Source organism: Pseudarthrobacter cellobiosi (assembly GCF_023913815.1).
Taxonomy (GTDB): domain Bacteria; phylum Actinomycetota; class Actinomycetes; order Actinomycetales; family Micrococcaceae; genus Arthrobacter; species Arthrobacter cellobiosi.
On sequence record NZ_JAMXBK010000012.1, the window covers coordinates 23078 to 40908 of the forward strand.

Below are 17831 nucleotides of genomic sequence, written 5' to 3' on the forward strand. Positions count from 1 at the left end.
CTTCAGAAATGGTGGTTGGGGCAAGCCGGGTGTCAGGCCACGATGGAGAGCCCGGAGTCGGGCTTTGCCTGGCGCTGCGTGGCCAGCAGGCTGGCTGCTTCCTGGGCTGCCGAGAATCCGGTGGTGATGGAGCTTTCGGTGTAGAGGGTTCCGAGGAAGTCGCCGGCGAGGAAGACGCGGTCAGTGCCGCGCATCAGCGTCGACTGGAGCTTGGCCCGGCCCGGGAAGGAATAAGGCGAGGCGACCTTCCACCGGTCCGTCTGGGCCTCGACGACGCTGTCGGCGAACCCGTGACCGAGAACCTGGTCGAGATCGCGAAGGTGGGTCCGGATGACTTCCTCATCGGTCTTCTCCAGCAGCGCGCGGCCCAGGCCGGCAGGTGAGAAGGTCATGAAACTGCCGCCAGGCTTCCGTACCGACTCGGTACCGCGGACGATACTGGCCTGATTCAGAGCGATCGCGAACGAGCGCTTCGGTGCAGCAATGGCGTAGATGTCATCCCAGGGCCGGGCGGAGGTCTCGTTGGTCAGGAAGGCGGTGCTGACGTGCGGGCCGTACTTAATCTGGCTCAGTGCCCCACGCAGCTCTTCGGGCAGGTCCACGCCGATTCTGTGTGAGACATCAGCAGTGGTCGCGAGGACGACGGTACGGGCCTCGACTTCGTGGTCGACGCCGCCCTGGCTGTACCGGACGAGGACGGATTCCTTCTTGTGCACGACCTCTCGCGCAACCGCTCCGAGCTGGATCCGGTCACCGAGTGCGGCGGCGACTGATTCGGTCAGGGTGGAGGGGCCGCCAACAATGCCCTGACTGAGGCCCTGGCCGATGCCCAGGACCAGGCTGAAATACCCGATGCCGGCCCCCGCCGAAATTTCGTTCATGTCACCGGCGGAGCGGGTGACAGTGGTTTTGAACAGGGCTGCTGCGTCCTCGGACAAGTCTCCGATGAAGTCCTGAAAGGAGACGTCGTTCTGAAAGTCATAGATCCGCTGCTGGCGCATGGCCCCGGATTCCCCTGCGCGCTTCCTGACAACGCCGGTGTACTTTGCGACGCCGCTTACAACCTTCATGCCGGCCCGCAGGGTGTCGATGCGCGATGTCAACGACATGGGGATGCGGAACGGATATGTGGCGATGTGTCCCTTCTTGATGAACTTGCCGTTCATCGACAGGGCCTGGAGGGACCCGGGGATCTCGACGGCAGTCACACCAACTTCACTGAGCAAGGAATCCGTGGAGGATCCTGCGCCCGCAAAGACGTGTCCGCCCCAGTTCAGCCAGTAGTTGCCCCGGCGCTCGGAACGGATACGGCCGCCTACGCGCGCGTCCGCTTCCAGCAGGAGCGTGTCCCAGTGACGCAGGCGCCATCCTGCCGAAAGACCGGCGAGTCCGGCGCCAACAATGACTACATCTTTCATGAGTGTGCACTTTCCATCTGAAGGGCCGAGAGCTGCTCGGGCTGCTCTGGGCGGGGTGCGTCCATTGATAACGACGAGTGAGGGTGGTCCAGGATCATGTTCGGTTGGACATAACGTGGACTGAATGTGATCCTCCGGGCTTGGAACTCCGCAGTTTGAAGCTTCTTCAAAAGGGGGTTTGTGCCCCCGATCACAATAAAGCCTACATCATTGTATGATTAATGCAATAGTGTTTATGCGGGTCATGCAGTACGAAGGATGCTGCTGAGCACAACAAGAGATCCTGTATCAAGGGCATCGGCGCGGCGATGCGTTGGGCGCCGTGTTGGAGCGCGGCGGAGTGGGAAGGCACTACTTACCCAGGCTGATCAGCCTCCAGGGCAAGCGCGTCGGATTGTCTGGAGAGACGTCGACCGAATCCTGTACACGGTGGAGGTCCTCATTCCGAAGCAGGGTCCCTGAAGCTATGCGTGCGTCATTTGATGCGATGACCCTGCCGTTCGGGCCGAGCAGAACCACGGAAGGGTTGTGCAACTGGAGCGCATGAAGGAAGGCACCCTCGAGCTTCGCCAGAGTCAGGTCACCGCCAAGTACATGCGTTCCCTGGGGGGTCGGAGCGGGAACGCACAGGGTGATGATGTTGACGTTAATACCGCCAAAGTCTACGTAGGGCCCCACCGCTACCGGCTTGCCACTGGCGGAGGGAATGGTGAACCATTCCCGGCCTGCGTAATCGTAGTAATTCAACGAGTCCGGGTTGAGGTCGTGCGTGACAAAGCGCGCTTCACGGGAGGAATCCGAGTGCTGCACCCGCCACCATTCGAGCCAATACCGCGCTTCGGGCAGGCTTCCAGGAGCATATGCGATCCCAGCTCCGACGATCACGCCCGAGTGCTGGTTAATGAGATTTGCGAATTCCTTCTTCAAAAAGTGGAATGCACTACGCCGTGGAACATCTGAGGCACTGGCTGCCGCTGCAGAAACCGCGCCGGCGATCTTCTCCAAGTCTTCGAAGACGCCGCCAATAGTGGACGAGATGACCGCTGCCGTCCGGTGAAGAGATTCTCGTACGGGTTCCACGTCATGCACCTTCGCCGGACTGCATCGACAATCGCAGATGCTGTTTTATCAAATATTCAGTTTCACTCCTGCTGTGGAGCTCAGCAGCCGATGCCGCAGCATCGGCGTCGCCGGCTCGAATGCAATCGACGATGGCCTCGTGCTGCTCAACAGAAGTGCTGGCATGTCCATTTCGACCCGGGAGGCTCCACCAAAGAGTCATCAACTCCGCTTCCAGTTGGAGTGCTGCCGACGTCAGGCGGCTCGACTGGGCAGCGATGCTGACTGCCACGTGGAAGCGGCTATCCATCCGTCGCCGGGCCCGCTCGTCCACACTGTCCCGATGCCGCCGCATCAGGTCTTCAAGGTGCTCGACGTTCTGCTGATCGGCACGGCCGGCAGCCAGACGGGCCGACATCGAGGCTATGGCCGCTCCCAAGTCACCGAGATCCCTTAGCGCCTCCGTACTGGTTTCGCGGAGCTTGTGCTGAAGCTGAGTGTCCGTCAATTCGATCTGGCGACGGATCACACTTCCGCCGCTGCGTCCACGGCTCGTCTCGATAAGGCCCTTCGTACGAAGTGCCGCGAGGGACTGGCGCAGGGTTATCGGGGAAATGCCGAGCTCGGCAGCAAGGACGGATTCGGTTGGAAGCCGATCCCCCTCGGCGAGGATGCCCATGAGGATTGCGGTCTCGATTTGATAGGAAACCTGGTCGGCTCGGCCTAAGCCCTCAGGCTCACTCCCCCGCAAGAGCAGTAGCAAGTCAAGGGCGGACGTGGAGATTGCCGTACTCGCCATCTCCACGTCCTCCTGCCCTTGGCCCTACCCCCCAACTAGGCAGGAGGATTGCTATTACCTTCAATCTTTGCACATTGCGTTCAGAGGGAGGCTAATGGAATTTCTTGGTCCTTGTCAGTGCGCACATCGCCACGTGTCATCGGTCAGGCAGCAGGAGCGTCACGGCGTTCGTTGAGGCTGCGAAGAAAGGTCTTGGTCGCCTCCGCCTGGGGGTTGTCGATAACCTGCGATGGTGGCCCTTGCTCTGCTACCCGCCCGTCCGCCATGAAGACGACCTCGTCAGCAACTGATCGGGCGAATCCGATCTCGTGGGTCACTACAATCATGGTCATACCGCTGCGCGCAAGCTGCTTCATCACTTCGAGGACCTCGCCTACCAGTTCAGGGTCGAGTGCGGAAGTTGGCTCATCAAACAGCATCACCGATGGCTTCATGACCAGGGCTCGTGCGATGGCGACTCGCTGCTGTTGCCCTCCGGACAGGGTGCTCGGATAGAAGCCGGCTTTTTCTGCCAGTCCCACGCTGGTTAGCAGGTCCATGGCCTCCTTGCGGACCTCGCTCTCAGGCCTCCCCAGGACCTTGCGCGGCGCCTCGAGCAGATTTTCAAGGACGGTCAGGTGCGGAAACAGGTTGAAGGATTGGAACACCATGCCTGTCGCTGCCCGTTGGCGTGCAATTTCGTTGGGCCGTAGTTCGTGAAGCTTTTCGCCCTTAACCCGGTACCCGACGACTTCGCCGTTGACCATGACTGCGCCGCTGGTTGGTTTTTCGAGGTGGTTGATGCATCGGAGCATCGTGGACTTGCCGGAGCCGGATCGGCCGAGGATGACGACGACCTGGCCAGGGTAGACGTCCAGGTCCACGGACTTGAGCACTTCCACATCGCCGAAGCTCTTACGCAGTTGGACAATTTTGACAATGGGCTCGGACTTATCCCTGATCGGTTCCTTGGGGGAAATGGTGGTCATGACTAGCCCTCCTCGGCCGTGGTTGATGTCAGCGTGGTCCGCACTCGCTTACGCGGTGCCCTTAGACCTTTGAATCCGCCTCGCCGTGCGGTGGTGCTCGCATGGCCTGCAACGCCGCGTCCGTAGTAACGCTCAATGCGCTGCTGGAAGATGGTGAGGATGCTCGTGCACAGCAGATACCAGAAAGAGACCACGATGAGAAGCGGGATGGTCTCGAAGGTTTGGGTGTAGATCATTTGGGCGGAGTAGAGCAGGTCAGGCAGCGCGATGACGCTGACGAGCGAGCTGTATTTCAGCATGCCGATGACCTGGTTGCCTGTTGGCGGCACGATTACACGCAGGGCCTGGGGCAGGATGATGCGGCGGAAAGACATTACGTTGTTCATCCCCAGCGCTGCCGCCGCTTCGGTCTGGTGTTTGGGTACCGAGAGCAACCCTCCGCGCACGATCTCGGCCATGTAGGCCGATTCATGCAGGGCCAGGCCCACCAGGGCCACGGTCCACAGGGTGAGTACGGAGTTGGTGGGACCTCCCAATAACTCCGGTCCACCGAAGGGGACACCAATGCCGAGCCGGGGGTAAAGCGCCGAGAGATTGTACAGGACGATGAGCTGGATCAGCAGTGGCGTTCCCCGAAAAAACCAGAGGTAGGCGCCGGCAACTGCTTGAAGAACCTTGTTCTCGGAAAGACGGCAGGCTGCCAGGAGTATCCCCAGCAGGATCGCGAAGGTCATGCCGACGACGGTCAGGATCAGGGTGCGCCCTAGTCCGGCCATGATTTCCGGGTGGAACAGGTAGTGCCACACGGTGGCCCATTGGAAGTTTTCGTTGGTCACCATCGAGTGGGCCAGGTTCGCCACCACCAGCAACAGGAAGACTGCTGCTACCGTCCGGCCGTGATGCCGCAACGGAACAGTCTCCCTGGCCAGCGTCTGCTGATCCAGGCTTTGTGTAGAGGAGGCGCCGCCCCCCCCTTGCTGGCGTGTGCTGCCGGTGAGATGTGGCTTTAGCGATTTCCATGGCAACTGTTACCTTTCGATTCTGTACGACGCGGCGGAGGAATCAGCTGGCCGGGGCAGGGATGATTTCGGATTTGTCCACGGCTCCGAGACCACCGTTGAGCTCATCCAGGACCTTGGCCAGCTCGCCGTCCTCGATCAGCTTGTCCGTGGCAGCCTGGAAGGCCTTGGCGAGCTGAGGGGTGTCAGCGTTGTTGGCCAGGGCCAGACCGGACTTGATCTCGGGGCCGAACCCGAGTTTGGCCAGCTTGAACTGCCCCTTGGTCTGATCGACGGAGTAGGCTGCCTGGCTGGCACTGGCCAGTGACGCATCGAGACGGCCCTGGCTCAGCGCCAGGTTCACCTGGGACTGCGTCTGGAAGGTCTCCACAGTTGTCGGGTCCCCGCCCGAGGCCTTGCACTCATCAGCCATGGACTGGGCCGTGGCTGCCTGGTTGGACCCCAGGGCAGCCCCGATCTTCAACCCGCAAACGTCCGCCGGCGTCTCAAAGCTCTCCTTGGCTGAGTCGGCCTTAACGATGAACGCATCCCTGGAGGCGTAGTTGGTCACGAAGGTGACCACCTTGGTTCGTTCCTCGGTCACATTGATCTCACCCGTGGCCCCGTCAAAACGGCCAGCCTGCAGTCCCGGAATAACGCCGTCGAACGGAATGATCTTGAAGTCAACATTCAGCCCGAGCAGCGCGGCCGCCTTACGGGTGAGCTCGATGTCCCAGCCGGACACTTCCCCGCCTCCCACCGGTTCCATGACTGCTGGCGCGTAGACACCAGCAGCGATCGTCAAAGTTCCCTTATCCCGCACGGAATCCGGCACCATCCCGGCAAGCTCGGAATCCACGCTGGGCGTGGAACCAGCACCGGGAGTGCTCCCACCAGCTGGCGCACTCGCCGGGGACGACCCGCACGCCGATGCCCCAATCAGCGTGGTGGCCACCACCATGGCTGTGAAGGTGCCCCGTGTCAGGCGGGAAAACGGACGAAGTTTCATGGTCTCTCCTGTGTTATGTGGTGTTGATCCTTATCCGCCATGAGGGCGGGAACCTGGGTGTGCGGCTCGTTTATTGCTGAGTTTGAGCTGGGTGCCCTCCGTCGCGCCAAACCTACGTTTCGCTACCTGGCGGCTGGATCTCCAAGGATCAGCTGAGCGGCGGAGCCGGCGAGTCTTCTGCGCGACTTTTATGAAGTACATCACACTATCGCTATTGAATCAATACTTTAACTTTATATGTTTAGTCTCAGGCCAACTCAGCTCTTCCGGCCTGGAAGAAGCACCTCGTTGCTGAGACCGCCCGGTCCCAACTCGGTTGGAAATCGAATCGGCCATGCCGCCTGGTTGGCGTTGAACGGCATGAGATTCTCCTTCACCATTGAGGGAAAATCTGCTGATGATAACGGTCGGTCCAGAAACCAAGGCGCGTCGCCCTGCCCGACCTCAGGACGGCGATGTGGCTGTGATCACATCCAATGTAATCTGTGATCACAGATAAAACAACGCTTTGTTGTAACGGTCTTGTAAATCGTCTTGCGAGCGAGGACTCGACGCTCCCCAAGATAGGGTTCCAGGTCAGCCTTGGACGAGAAACGACAGTGGGTCGCAACGGGTTCCGTGGCCGGAAATGCCGAGGGCCCCTTCCGCTCATCTGAAACCCCCGTTCGAAGCGACGCTCGCACTCCCCCACCCAACCCGCGCGTGGCAGGTTTCGCGCTGCCGCCCCTTGGGATTGACCAGAGGCATTGTGTGATGTGTGATCACAAGCTATCTTGTATGTATCAAGAGCTAATGAGAGGCAGATCACGTTCAAATCTGCTTCGACCCGTAGGGCCCCAGAAGGGGAACCAGTAAAGGAATCATTACTATGCCGAATCGGCTACTGCTTCATGTGGCAGAAAACAAGAAACTTGAGGCGATAGCCACCAAAAATCGCCTTACCCGGCCCATCGTTGAGAGGTACGTGGCCGGAAACGGCTTGCTGGACGCCTGGCGCGTCACCGAGAAGCTGAATGCAGCCGGCATCGATGTCAGCCTGGACCTGCTTGGAGAGTCGGTATTCGACTTAGCCCAATCCAAGGCAGCAACCCAGGAGTATCTCGGTGCCATAGAAGAAATCAATACGAGGGCCCCTGGCTCCACCGTCTCAGTGAAACTCTCGCAACTGGGCATCGGAATCGACCTCCAGCAGTGTGCGAATAACTTGAAGAGCCTGCTGCAGATGGCTGACGCGCAGGGCGTCCAGGTTGAAGTCGACATGGAACACAGCTCCGTAGGGCGAGCCACGTTGGAGATTTTCAAAGGGATTCTTTCGGACTACCCCAAAACGCGCCTCGCGATTCAGGCCAACATGCGTCGAACCCCCGAGGACCTGCTTTCATTCACAGATATCAAGCCGCGCATCCGCCTCGTTAAAGGGGCTTTTGACGAAACCTTGGACGACGCTCTTCGCAGCGCAGATGAGGTCACTGAGCAGTACAAATACCTGTCGCGGTGGGCTCTCCGCCACCTTCCGGACCCCGCTTTCGGCACACACGATGACGAATGCATCGAGGTAGTCAAGGAAGCAGCCAGGGAGCACGGACTGAACAGGAAGTCCTTTGAGTTCCAGATGCTTTATGGGGTAAGGCGCAAGCTGCAGGACGAACTTGTCCGGGACGGATACCGCGTTCGTGTGTACCTTCCCTACGGCACTCAGTGGTACCCGTACCTCATGCGGCGCATGGCCGAGAAGCCGGCTAACCTCCTACTCTTCCTGCGCTCCCTCATCGGCGGATAGACAATCAGGCCTGAGGCAACACTGAGAACGGTCCACCACCCTCGGATTGAACTCTTACTGGGCGATGAGGAAAACCCCCTCGGCGCTCTGTAACGGCTGTGCTAACCCGATCCAGCTCAAGCCATGCCACGGCTACGATCCGTCGCTGTGGTCCCCGGCCCTCCTGCAATCGGGCGAGCAGACGACCTTACAGCAGCAACATCCATCACTGAACAATTTCTGGTAAGTGCGCGTACGGACCGCGGAACGCCCTTCTCTCGACAGAGCCTGACCGGTGCTCGCATCCGTGGCGCACCATTCAAGGCACAACCAATCTAAGAGCAATAATGCCTATCCAAACCGTCAGCGTAGCCGGCAACTTCCGGGTACCAGTTCCTGCCAACGAACCCTCCCGTGACTTTGCGCCGGGTTCACAGGAAGCCCAGGATGTCCTTAAGAAGATTTCTGAGGTGAAGAGTGCCGTCCGGGACCTCCCGCACGTCATCAACGGGGAGCGGATCCTTACCGGCGCAACTTCTGACGTCGTTGCCCCGCACGAGCACTCCCTTGTCCTGGGTAAGCTGCCCAGCGCGGATGAGGCAGCAACACAGAGCGCCATCGAGGCCGGGGCAGGACCCGAAGTAGGGATCCCACCCCGGCTTTCCACGCCAATAATTCATACAAGCGGGAACGCAAAAATGACTGTCCAAGATATGCCCACCACCTTTTTCGATACCCCACCCACAACCCTCGACGACGATAACTGCCACCTCGGCGTAGAAGACGGACAATGCTTCTACTGCACGGGCCCGGAAACAGACTAGAGACTGACGCGCGTCCGGCCATGGAAGCCTGGACTTCATCAGAACTGCGTGTGCCGGATGAAGAAAAGAATTCCCCGCACGGTAGGAAACCGGCACCACCCTGCACGCTTACGACTGCGCGCGACTACGCCCTGCCAGACCACGATGCCCTGTCTTGCAACCGCCGCTGCACGAGAAAGGGATGCCAGCTTTTGCTGGCAGAGGCAGTATTTTCCTTACTGGCAGAAGATTGATGTTATATACGCGCCCTGCGATACACACCCTTTGACAAGCTGACCAAAAATGTCAGCCTGAGCCTCCCCAGGTCCCCTGGGTTGAGGCATGAGGCTATTCGCGGATTCACGAGGACGCGATCAGCACTTTATATCTCGCCCTGACAGCACACCCTCCCTGATTTATGTGGGCAAGCGCGGAGACGTTTCGATATCTGACGGAACCTGCCGCTAGTATCTGATTCGCTAACCTCCCCGAACACGTCCCCGGGCAGGGGGTGTAAGCCCAAAGTCGCTGGCAGAAGCCAGGATAGGTATCAATCCCCCGGTTGCATTGAGCTGACAAGCCGACACGAAAGATACGTCCGAATATCCGGGGACAGCCTCAGTGACCGATGGCCCCGGGACATCACCGTCCCGGGGCCATCGTCTGGGCAATCCCTCTAATTAGCGGGGGCTACTGGCACCGTCGACCTCAGTGCGCAGTTTCTGCCACCTTCCCGGAGGGTACAGCATCAGCAAATGACGGTGTACTGCCGGCCGATGACTGGCCCAAGCCCTGCTCCTGGGCCTGCGGAGCCCAGATATCACCGATGGTAAAACCATTGGGAAAGGGATCATCGTATTCGAGGACATGCGTGCTGAAACCTGTGATCCATGCACGGCCACTGACTGTCGGGACGACAGCTACTCGGTCGCCGATACGAACTTCTTCGACCAGTTCCCCGGTGTAAACCGTCTCCAGGATTCCTTCATGACGGAAAGGCTGGTTCAGCCCCAGCTCACCCTTGGCATAAAGGGTCGCCATTTTTGCACACGTACCTGTACCACAGGGGCACCGATCCACACCGCCGGTCCACGTGGCGGGATTATCAAAATCAACCGGACCGCTTGAAACCGTGACGGCATTCTTCCTGTCGGCATTTGGATTATCAGTGCGTCCGGAAAGCTGCGCGATGGTGATCCCAATTCCCGGATAGTCCGGATGCTCAACGGGCAGCTGATCCTGGGCCGCCCGCAGAATCAATGCAGAGATGCGAGTGATGTCCCGTCCCCGCTCCGGTACAAGTTCAAGCGACTCGAACTGCTCCACGTCGGCGATGACGTAGAACATGCCGCCCCAAGCAACGTCAACCGTCACTTTACCCAGCTCAGGGACGTCAATGACGGCATCAAGATGAACAGCGAAGGCAGGCACGTTCTCCAGCGTCACGTTAAGTACCCGGCCGTCGCGGCACTCAGCCTTAATTCCGATGAGACCTGCAGGGGACTCGAGCTTGAACTCCGTGAGCGGCTCCTGCATGGGGATCATGCCGGTCTCGAGCAGGACGGTTGCCACCGCGATAGTGTTTCCCCCACTCATCACGGGATATTCCACCTGTTCCATAATGATGAAACCCGCTGCGGCCTCTGGATGTTTCGGAGGGACAACCAGGTTGCAGCATAACGGCGCGTATCCCCGCGGCTCACGCAACATCATCTTCCTGAGCTGATCGTCGTTCTGCTCAAGCCATTTCATCTGCTCATATACGGTGTCACCGGGGATGTGTGGAACCCCGCCGGTAATAACCCGCATCGGCTCACCGGAGTGGGTCTCCACAGCCTGGATCATTCGTTTATAGGACATTCTGGCCACCTTCATTTGCCGTACTGGCTGACGCCAAGTAGCTATTACCGCTCATCCAATGTTGATCAATAGGCGTGCTTTCAGCTTGTTCGACTCAGTCGTAAGTCTGTGGCGGCCGCCTGGCCTGCATCAGGCGGCTTCGGCAGCTTTCCGCAGCCGCAGGAGAGCATCGTCGTCAACTTCAATATGATCGGGCAGGGCAGACAGTTCGAGTGCAGGGAGGCGAACCTGGTGCTCGTCCCGAAGGTACTCGAGCTGCTTCCCGATACGATCCACAGACCCTGTGAATCGCGAGGGATCAATAGCCAACAAGAACACTCCGATACCTGGTGAAACGGCGCCATGATCGAAGGGCGCAGCATCCACGGAAAATGACGCACCTGAAAGCGTAGCGAGGACTTCCATCAGTAAGGCCACGTTCCCCCCGCGGTGTCCGCCAAAGGGCAACAAAGTCCCCTGGAGAGCCTCGCTGGCATTCTGCGTTGGTTCGCCGTCCGGACCCAGCGCCCATCCAGCAGGAATAGGCTCACCCTTTTCGGCGGCGCGCTTTATGTTGACATACGCAGTCGATGAGGATGCCTGGTCAATCACGAAAGGCATCTTGCCAGGCCGTGGAATACCGTAGGCCAAGGGATTCGTGCCCAGGACCGGCTGGGGAGAGCCACCTATTGACATCAGCGCAGGGCTATTGGCAGAAGCCATTGCAATGAAGCCCTCCTGTGCAAGCCGACGGGCATAATACCCGAGTTCCCCGCAGGTATAGGACCGCCGGACCCACAATGCGGCCATCCCCGCATCGCGTGCGGCCTCCAGCAGGTCCGCGAGGGCGGCTTCAAAGGCTGTCTGAGCCAGCCCGTTACAAGCGTCAACGTCAATAACCGCTGGCGCGGAGCGATGTATCCGAGGTTGGACGTCGGTCGCGATGCGTCCCGTCCGGTAACCGTCCAGATAGTCGAAGAGGTGCGCAACGCCCACGGCGCGATTGCCGACAAGTTCAGCCTCTACGGTGGCTTTCGCCAGAATTTCTGCGGCCGAGCTGTCTGCACCGGCGCTCTCCAATGCACGGCGGCAAATTTCGGCCAGTTCCTCGCTGCGGATATTGGTCATAAGGGGACAGTCCTCTCAACAGGGGTCACCGGATAGTGCGGGGGACTAAAAAGCTAAGGCCAATAGCTCGGCTCCGAAGTAATTAGGTTTCACGATGCCAGCGATCACCAAAGGTATGTTTGTAGTGCGACGCTTCGGGAAGATGTGGCGGCGGGAAAAGCTTGCTGCCGGCCACTTTCACTAGCGGAAAAATACAGATAGGGAGCTGGCCGTCAGGCAAATCCCTCTCTGCGGCCAAGGCAAGGACTAAGTCCTGCCGCTGCAGATGTCTTCGAAACTGAATGTGCTCGTCATCACTCCCCACCGTAATCTGTGATCACATATCCGTCAATGGCAGGCCGGTAGCATTCGCGGACCTGATTGTCGGGCTTTACGGGTGACCGGGACCGCAAAGAGGGGAGGACCTCGAGGCGCATACATCACTTGTGCGTCTCTCGGGCAGACGGAACAGTCTTTAAAGCTGAGCGTGTGTAAGGCCGAGGGGCGACTTCAATGACAAAGGGGCGGCTGTGCAGGTTGAGTTCATAACGGAACCTGAGCTCCGCGGTCTTATTTCGCCTGCGCAGGCTATCGTCGCCATCGTAGAGGCCTTGAATGCAGGGCTTGATCGAGCACTCGATCCCGCCCGAAGCGTCATTCCCCTTTGCCATGGGCGGTTTCTTCTTATGTCTGCGGAAGCGAGAGATCATACGAGGCGAAAAGGTGGCTACGGTGGCCCGGCGAATCCCGACATGAATCTTCCCGCATCCAGGCGCTCGACCTAATTTTCGACGCGCAGACACTTACTCCGCAGGCAGTGCTGGACGGCAGTGCCTCACAGCCCTGCGTACACCCGCAGTTTCCGTAGCCGCCATCCTGCCCGCGCTCACTCTAGGCTCAACGCCGTTGAAGCTGACTGTCTTCGGCGCCGGACGGCAAGCCGTTGCACACGTAGAAACTGTCATGGACGTCATGGACGGCCACCGTGAAACCGAGAGCGTGACGTACATCGTCCGCAGCCCTGAGCGGGTGCACCTCCCGCTTTCCCCAGTTGCCGATGTAGTCCGCCTGAATTCAGCTGAAGCAGAAAGTGCACTGGCCGCAGCCCATTTGTTCATCTGCGCTACATCCGCCAGTGAACCGCTCTTTGGCTCCACCCTTTTGCGCCCCGACTCGATCGCGGTCGCGTTAGGCTCCCATAAGGCCAACGTCCGGGAAGTTGATGCTGCTTTGTGTGGGCGAGCCCAGGTGGTGGTCGAAGATGTGGGGGCCGCTCTGCGCGAGTCAGGGGACGTCATCATATCCATTCAGGAGGGATACCTGAAAGCTGGGGACCTGATCCCCATGAGAGCTGTAGCGACCGGAGCTGTCGTGCTGGATCCGTCCACCCCGCTTTGTTCAAGAGCTCGGGGATGCCATGGGAGGTTCTTGTTGTTGCCCGGGCGGTCGTACAGTCAATGAGTGGCAACAAAGCAGAGCACGATGAAGAGACTTTGCGGGAAGCCGCCGTTGGCATCGCATCGGACGATTCCTCCCCGACTGACATGCCCGGGACTGTGGCCCGTTGATGGCGCAGGCTTCCAGGATCCGAGGGGTTATCCGTGCATCTCTCCTTTGAGGCACAGGATGAAGTCGTCCACCGCAGGCGATTGGCCATAAGGCCGGGCGATATGGAGTTCCGTCTGCGGCCTGCCGGCGAAGCGGCACGTGGTGACTCCCGGCATCTGGAACCGCTGCACGGACTCCGGGAGGACGGAGATCCCCAATCCTGCGGCGACGAGGCCGAGGACGGTTTCCTGGTGAATGGCCTGCTGTATCACCACTGGTGGGGTGGGGAGCGGATCGAAGAGCCGGAGGACCCGGGCCACGAAGCCTGGCATCAGGCGGTAGGGAAAGAGGATCATGGGTTCCCCTTCCAGATCCTGGGGGCGGACCTCTTCCGCGGCCGCCAGACGGTGCGTCTCGGGCAGGACAAGCACCAGGTCTTCGGTACTGAGGAGCTCAAGGCTCAGCCCGGGGACGTCGCCCGGATCCCGGATGAGGCCCAGGTCAAGGTTCCCGTTCAGCAGCTGCTCAATCTGCTCCCCACTGGTGAGGGGGTTCAGCACGAGGTTTATGCGTGGGCGGTGCTGGCGGAATGCCCGGATTGCTTCGGGTACTGCGGTGTAGCTCGCCGAACTGACGAAGCCAACCCTGATCTTGCCGCTCTTACCCGCGGCGACGTCGGCAACGTCCCCTGCGGCGTCGTCGAGGTCCGCCACAGCAGCCTGGACCCGGTCCTTGAACGCCTCGCCCGCCGCAGTCAACGCCACGCGGCGGGTGGTGCGTTCGAACAGCTGGACCCCCAGCTCACGCTCCAGCCTTCTGACGGCGACGGTCAGCGGCGGCTGGGTAATGTGCAGGCGTTCCGCTGCGCGGCCGAAGTGCAACTCGTCGGCGACGACGAGGAAGTACCGAAGCTGACGGAGTTCCATCACGATTCTTTCGATAGACGCCAATAATTACTAGTCAAATGATATTGGACGTGCGGCGTTTATGGATGCGTTACTGGATATGTAGAGGGCATCCCCCTGTTGCCCATCCCGTAGCCAAGGAGCCACCCATGGAATCGACCGAATACGCCGTCGTCGGCGCTGGGCTGTCTGGAGCCGCCACCGCTTGGCATCTCGCCGCCCGCGGCCATGACGTTTCCCTGCTCGAGCGTTCAACACCCGCGAATGATGCCGGCAGTTCCCATGGCTCGGCCCGGATCTTCCGCTACGCCTACCCGGAGGAGTTCTACACCGGCCTCGTCCAGGAAGCGAAGGCCGGATGGGACGAGCTGGCGCGCCTGAGCGGCAAGCAGCTCATCACCCTCACTGGCGCGGTCGACTACGGTGCGATCCGTGAGCCGGAACGCCTGGCCGCTGTGCTGGCGGCGCGCGGCATCGATCACGAGCTCCTTAGCCCGGAAGAGGCTCACCGCCGGTGGCCCCAGATTGCCTTTGATACCCAGGTACTCTGGCACCCCGATGCCGGCGTCATCGATGCGCATGAATCCGTCGCTTCCATGGTTGACCAGGCCGTGGCGCATGGCGCGGAAGTCCACGACAACTGGGCTGTTGCCTCGATTGTGGCATCGAACGGCGGCTATGTGCTGACGTCGGAGGATGGCCGGTCCCTGCACGCCGCCAACGTGATTGTTGCCGCCGGCGGCTGGCTTCCGAAGCTTCTGGGATCGTTGTCGCTGCCCTCATCATTCCTGTCCGGCATGCCCTCGATCGAAGTGCGCCAGGAACAGGCCTACCACTTCCCTTACGCGGACGGGACGGACCACGGCTCCTCGCCTTGGCCGACATTCATTCACAAGCGTGCGGGCTGGCAGGCCTACGGCCTGCCGGGCGGACGCGACGCCGGCTTCCGCGGGCAGAAAGTCGCAGAATACAACGGCGGGAAGATTCTGCCCTCCGCCGCGGAACAGGACGGCCGGATCGATCCCGGGAACCGCCGTCGAGTCATCGAATACGTGGAACAGTACTTGCCGGGGCTGGTTCCGGAACCGTATGCCGAAACCACCTGCCTGTTCACCAACACTCCCACCGAGGACTTCATCCTCGACCGCGTGGACGGGATCACCATCCTCTCCCCCTGTTCCGGACACGGCGCCAAGTTCGCGCCACTGATCGGTCAGCTCGCCGCGGACCTGGCCACCGGTGCAGGACCCGTTCCGGATCAGTTCCGGCTCGCAGCCCAGGCCGGCCACGCATCAGTGCGGACCCACTGATGGCGCCCGGCACCGAAACCACTCCCCTGTCCCAGGCGCTGCCGGCAACGGTTACCGGTGTTTTGTCCGACATTGCAGGCACCGGCATTGACGCGCTCCGCGGCGGCTACACACGGCCGGTGTACTCCACAGCTGAGCTGGACCTGCGCAACTGGTTCGTTGAACAGGCCGCGAAGCGCGGACTGTCCATTGAAACGGACCGCAATGGCGCCATCTGGGCTTGGTGGGATGTGCCCGGTGGAGACCGCAACAACAGCCTCGTCACCGGAAGCCACCTCGACTCGGTACCCGGCGGCGGGGCCTTCGACGGTCCCCTCGGCGTGGCCTCCGCTTTGGTGGCAGTCGACATCCTCAAGGCACAGATGGCCTCCCCGACACGCCCGCTGGCAGTTGTGGTGTTCCCGGAAGAGGAAGGGTCACGGTTCGGCGTCGCGTGCCTGGGCTCGCGGCTGATGACCGGCGCCATTGATCCCGACAAGGCCCGGAACCTCCGGGATTCCGATGGCTCCACCTTCGCGGACGTCGCGCAGGCCAACGGGCTGGATCCCCGTTTTGTTGGCCGGGACGACAAGCTCCTGGGCCAGATTGGCGCCTTTGTTGAACTGCATGTTGAACAGGGCCGCGGCCTGATCGACCTGGACCAGCCCATAGCGATTGCGTCGTCCATCCTCGGCCACGGCCGCTGGCGCCTGAGCGTCCATGGGCAGGGGAACCACGCCGGAACGACGCTGATGGCGGACCGGCATGACCCCATGGTGTCGGCTTCCAGGATGGTGGTGGCCATCCGTGACATCGCCCGCAACCAGGCTCACGCCCGAGCTACGGTGGGCCGGCTTCAGCCGGTACCTGGCGGGACCAACGTCATCGCCTCACGCGTTGATTTCTGGCTGGACGTCCGGCACCCAGACGACGCTGTGACATCAGCCCTCGTGGAGAGCATCCACGTGCAGGCACAGGTCATCGCGGCCGAGGAAGGCTGCCGGGTTGAGCTCCGGGAAGAGTCGCTGAGCCGCACCGTCCACTTCGACCAAGGCCTGCAGAAGGAACTCCAGCTCGCCCTGCCGCATGCACCCATTCTGGACACCGGGGCCGGCCACGACGCCGGCGTACTCGCGCCCTACGTTCCCACGGCCATGGTGTTTGTCCGGAACCCGAGCGGCGTTTCCCACTCCCCCGAAGAACACGTAGTGGACGAGGATGCCGAGACTGGGGCACAAACCCTGGCAGATGCCCTGCACGGATTGATGGGCTGATGTCCTAACGAAATATCAGCACCCGCGTCGATTCATCCGGCGCGGGTGCTTTCCCGTGGCCTCAAGGCCCGCCGGCTCCTTTCCTGTCTCCACTGCTCCCAGAGGAAGCCCATGACAAGTTCTTCAAGTGCAAGACTCGTCCTTCCGTCGCTCCTCCCGGACAGTGTGTGGGCCAATGGAGCCGGGTACACGAAGGAGCTCGGTGTCGGTATTAACCGCGGTACCGGGCACTTCCTCAATGGGCGGTCCACCGAGTACCAGTGGCGGCTCAGTCTGGCCGAATTGACCCGGTCTGCGGACTTCTCCTTGCTTCCAGGGATCGACAGGGTATTTACTCTTGCAAGCCCAGGTCCCGTGGTGATGACCGTGGGCAGCAAGGAGTGCACATTGCAGCAAGGGCAAAAGGTAACCTTCGCAGGCGAAGCTTCCGTGACGGTCAAGCTTGCGTCGGACGAGCCCAAATTGGGCCTAAACCTCATGACCCGACGGGGGACGTGCCACGGACGTGTCGATACTGAGGTTCGGAACGGTAAGGTTCTGCTGGACCCTGGGTCCGGGATCGTAGCCGCGACCGTCCTTGCAGGCACGGCCACACTCATGAATGGCAAAAAACTTGCAGACCTGACAACAATCCTTCTGGACACAAACACAGAGGAACTTCAGGCCGATGGCTGCCTCATTGCTGTGGTGAGCGTACACGCAGCCTAGCCCCCAGCCCGCCTTTTGCGGTCGGTACTTCTCAGTCTCAAGCCCTGCGCACTAGAAGCAACCGTCCACTTCGCGGCCCTCCACGCAAACCTCTTCTTCGGCCATGGGCTATTCCGCTAATACGTGATGCGAAGTAGGTCCAACGAAGCCGGTGGCGGGAGAGCAGAGCATGCATTCGCTCATTCCACTCCGTCCGAGCGTCCGAAAGCAATTTAGATTCAAACCCTTGTGTGATTTGTGATCACAAGATAATGTGGTTCACACAGCCCTCGGAAGAGAGCTGGGCCACAATATCTGCACGAGCCGCCCCGAATCCAGGGAATGGCCGGCAGCCGGGAACCGCGGGGC

The 17831-nt window shown here is 60.6% G+C and carries 15 protein-coding genes; 6 read left to right on the plus strand and 9 right to left on the minus strand.

The window, feature by feature from the left end; genetic code table 11:
- Window positions 1-32: 32 nt before the first annotated feature.
- The 6 genes from NG701_RS00490 to NG701_RS00515 form a co-directional block, all read right to left on the minus strand.
- Window positions 33-1418, minus strand: coding sequence for a protoporphyrinogen/coproporphyrinogen oxidase (locus NG701_RS00490; RefSeq protein ID WP_252563275.1), 1386 nt, complete (start codon window positions 1416-1418; stop codon window positions 33-35).
- 351 nt (window positions 1419-1769) lie between these two features.
- Window positions 1770-2498, minus strand: coding sequence for a cache domain-containing protein (locus tag NG701_RS00495; RefSeq protein WP_252563278.1), 729 nt, complete (start codon window positions 2496-2498; stop codon window positions 1770-1772).
- A gap of 1 nt (window position 2499) precedes the next feature.
- Entirely contained in the window at window positions 2500-3276 is a 777-nt protein-coding gene (locus NG701_RS00500; protein WP_256475323.1) for a FadR/GntR family transcriptional regulator, read from the minus strand.
- A gap of 143 nt (window positions 3277-3419) precedes the next feature.
- The gene (locus tag NG701_RS00505; protein ID WP_256475324.1) at window positions 3420-4244 is read right to left on the minus strand and encodes an amino acid ABC transporter ATP-binding protein; all 825 of its coding nucleotides are present in this window, start codon (window positions 4242-4244) and stop codon (window positions 3420-3422) included.
- Between the two features lie 2 nt (window positions 4245-4246).
- Window positions 4247-5152, minus strand: a complete 906-nt coding sequence (locus NG701_RS00510) for an amino acid ABC transporter permease (protein ID WP_252563282.1) — start codon at window positions 5150-5152, stop codon at window positions 4247-4249.
- Between the two features lie 154 nt (window positions 5153-5306).
- A complete protein-coding gene (locus NG701_RS00515; RefSeq protein ID WP_252563285.1) occupies window positions 5307-6251 on the minus strand; it encodes a transporter substrate-binding domain-containing protein in 945 nt (314 codons plus the stop codon).
- A gap of 892 nt (window positions 6252-7143) precedes the next feature.
- Here NG701_RS00515 and NG701_RS00520 point away from each other — a divergent pair.
- Window positions 7144-8031 carry a proline dehydrogenase family protein gene (locus tag NG701_RS00520; RefSeq protein ID WP_252563287.1) on the plus strand — a complete coding sequence of 296 codons (888 nt, stop codon included), beginning with the start codon at window positions 7144-7146 and terminating at the stop codon, window positions 8029-8031.
- A 326-nt stretch (window positions 8032-8357) separates the two neighbouring features.
- Window positions 8358-8834 carry a hypothetical protein gene (locus tag NG701_RS00525; RefSeq protein ID WP_252563289.1) on the plus strand — a complete coding sequence of 159 codons (477 nt, stop codon included), beginning with the start codon at window positions 8358-8360 and terminating at the stop codon, window positions 8832-8834.
- A gap of 687 nt (window positions 8835-9521) precedes the next feature.
- On the opposite strand, the gene NG701_RS00530 is transcribed toward NG701_RS00525, so the two are convergent.
- Both NG701_RS00530 and NG701_RS00535 read right to left on the minus strand, forming a co-directional pair.
- Window positions 9522-10673 carry a proline racemase family protein gene (locus tag NG701_RS00530; RefSeq protein ID WP_252563292.1) on the minus strand — a complete coding sequence of 384 codons (1152 nt, stop codon included), beginning with the start codon at window positions 10671-10673 and terminating at the stop codon, window positions 9522-9524.
- Window positions 10674-10802: 129 nt separating this feature from the next.
- Window positions 10803-11780 carry an Ldh family oxidoreductase gene (locus NG701_RS00535; RefSeq protein WP_252563295.1) on the minus strand — a complete coding sequence of 326 codons (978 nt, stop codon included), beginning with the start codon at window positions 11778-11780 and terminating at the stop codon, window positions 10803-10805.
- Window positions 11781-12602: 822 nt separating this feature from the next.
- On the opposite strand from NG701_RS00535, the gene NG701_RS21265 reads away from it, so the two are divergent.
- On the plus strand, window positions 12603-13220 hold the full coding sequence (locus NG701_RS21265) for a hypothetical protein (RefSeq protein WP_374208637.1): 618 nt from the start codon (window positions 12603-12605) through the stop codon (window positions 13218-13220).
- 134 nt (window positions 13221-13354) lie between these two features.
- On the opposite strand, the gene NG701_RS00540 is transcribed toward NG701_RS21265, so the two are convergent.
- Window positions 13355-14233: a LysR substrate-binding domain-containing protein gene (locus tag NG701_RS00540; protein WP_252563299.1), complete on the minus strand. Its 879-nt coding sequence runs from the start codon at window positions 14231-14233 to the stop codon at window positions 13355-13357.
- 128 nt (window positions 14234-14361) lie between these two features.
- On the opposite strand from NG701_RS00540, the gene NG701_RS00545 reads away from it, so the two are divergent.
- From NG701_RS00545 to NG701_RS21270, 3 genes are all read left to right on the plus strand, one after another.
- Complete coding sequence (locus tag NG701_RS00545; protein ID WP_252563301.1) at window positions 14362-15522, plus strand: FAD-dependent oxidoreductase; 1161 nt, start codon at window positions 14362-14364, stop codon at window positions 15520-15522.
- Complete coding sequence (locus NG701_RS00550; RefSeq protein WP_252563303.1) at window positions 15522-16775, plus strand: allantoate amidohydrolase; 1254 nt, start codon at window positions 15522-15524, stop codon at window positions 16773-16775. The genes NG701_RS00545 and NG701_RS00550 overlap by 1 nt, the downstream gene beginning before the upstream one ends.
- 111 nt (window positions 16776-16886) lie before the next feature.
- Window positions 16887-17483, plus strand: coding sequence for a HutD/Ves family protein (locus NG701_RS21270; RefSeq protein WP_374208635.1), 597 nt, complete (start codon window positions 16887-16889; stop codon window positions 17481-17483).
- The last annotated feature ends 348 nt before the right edge of the window (window positions 17484-17831 follow it).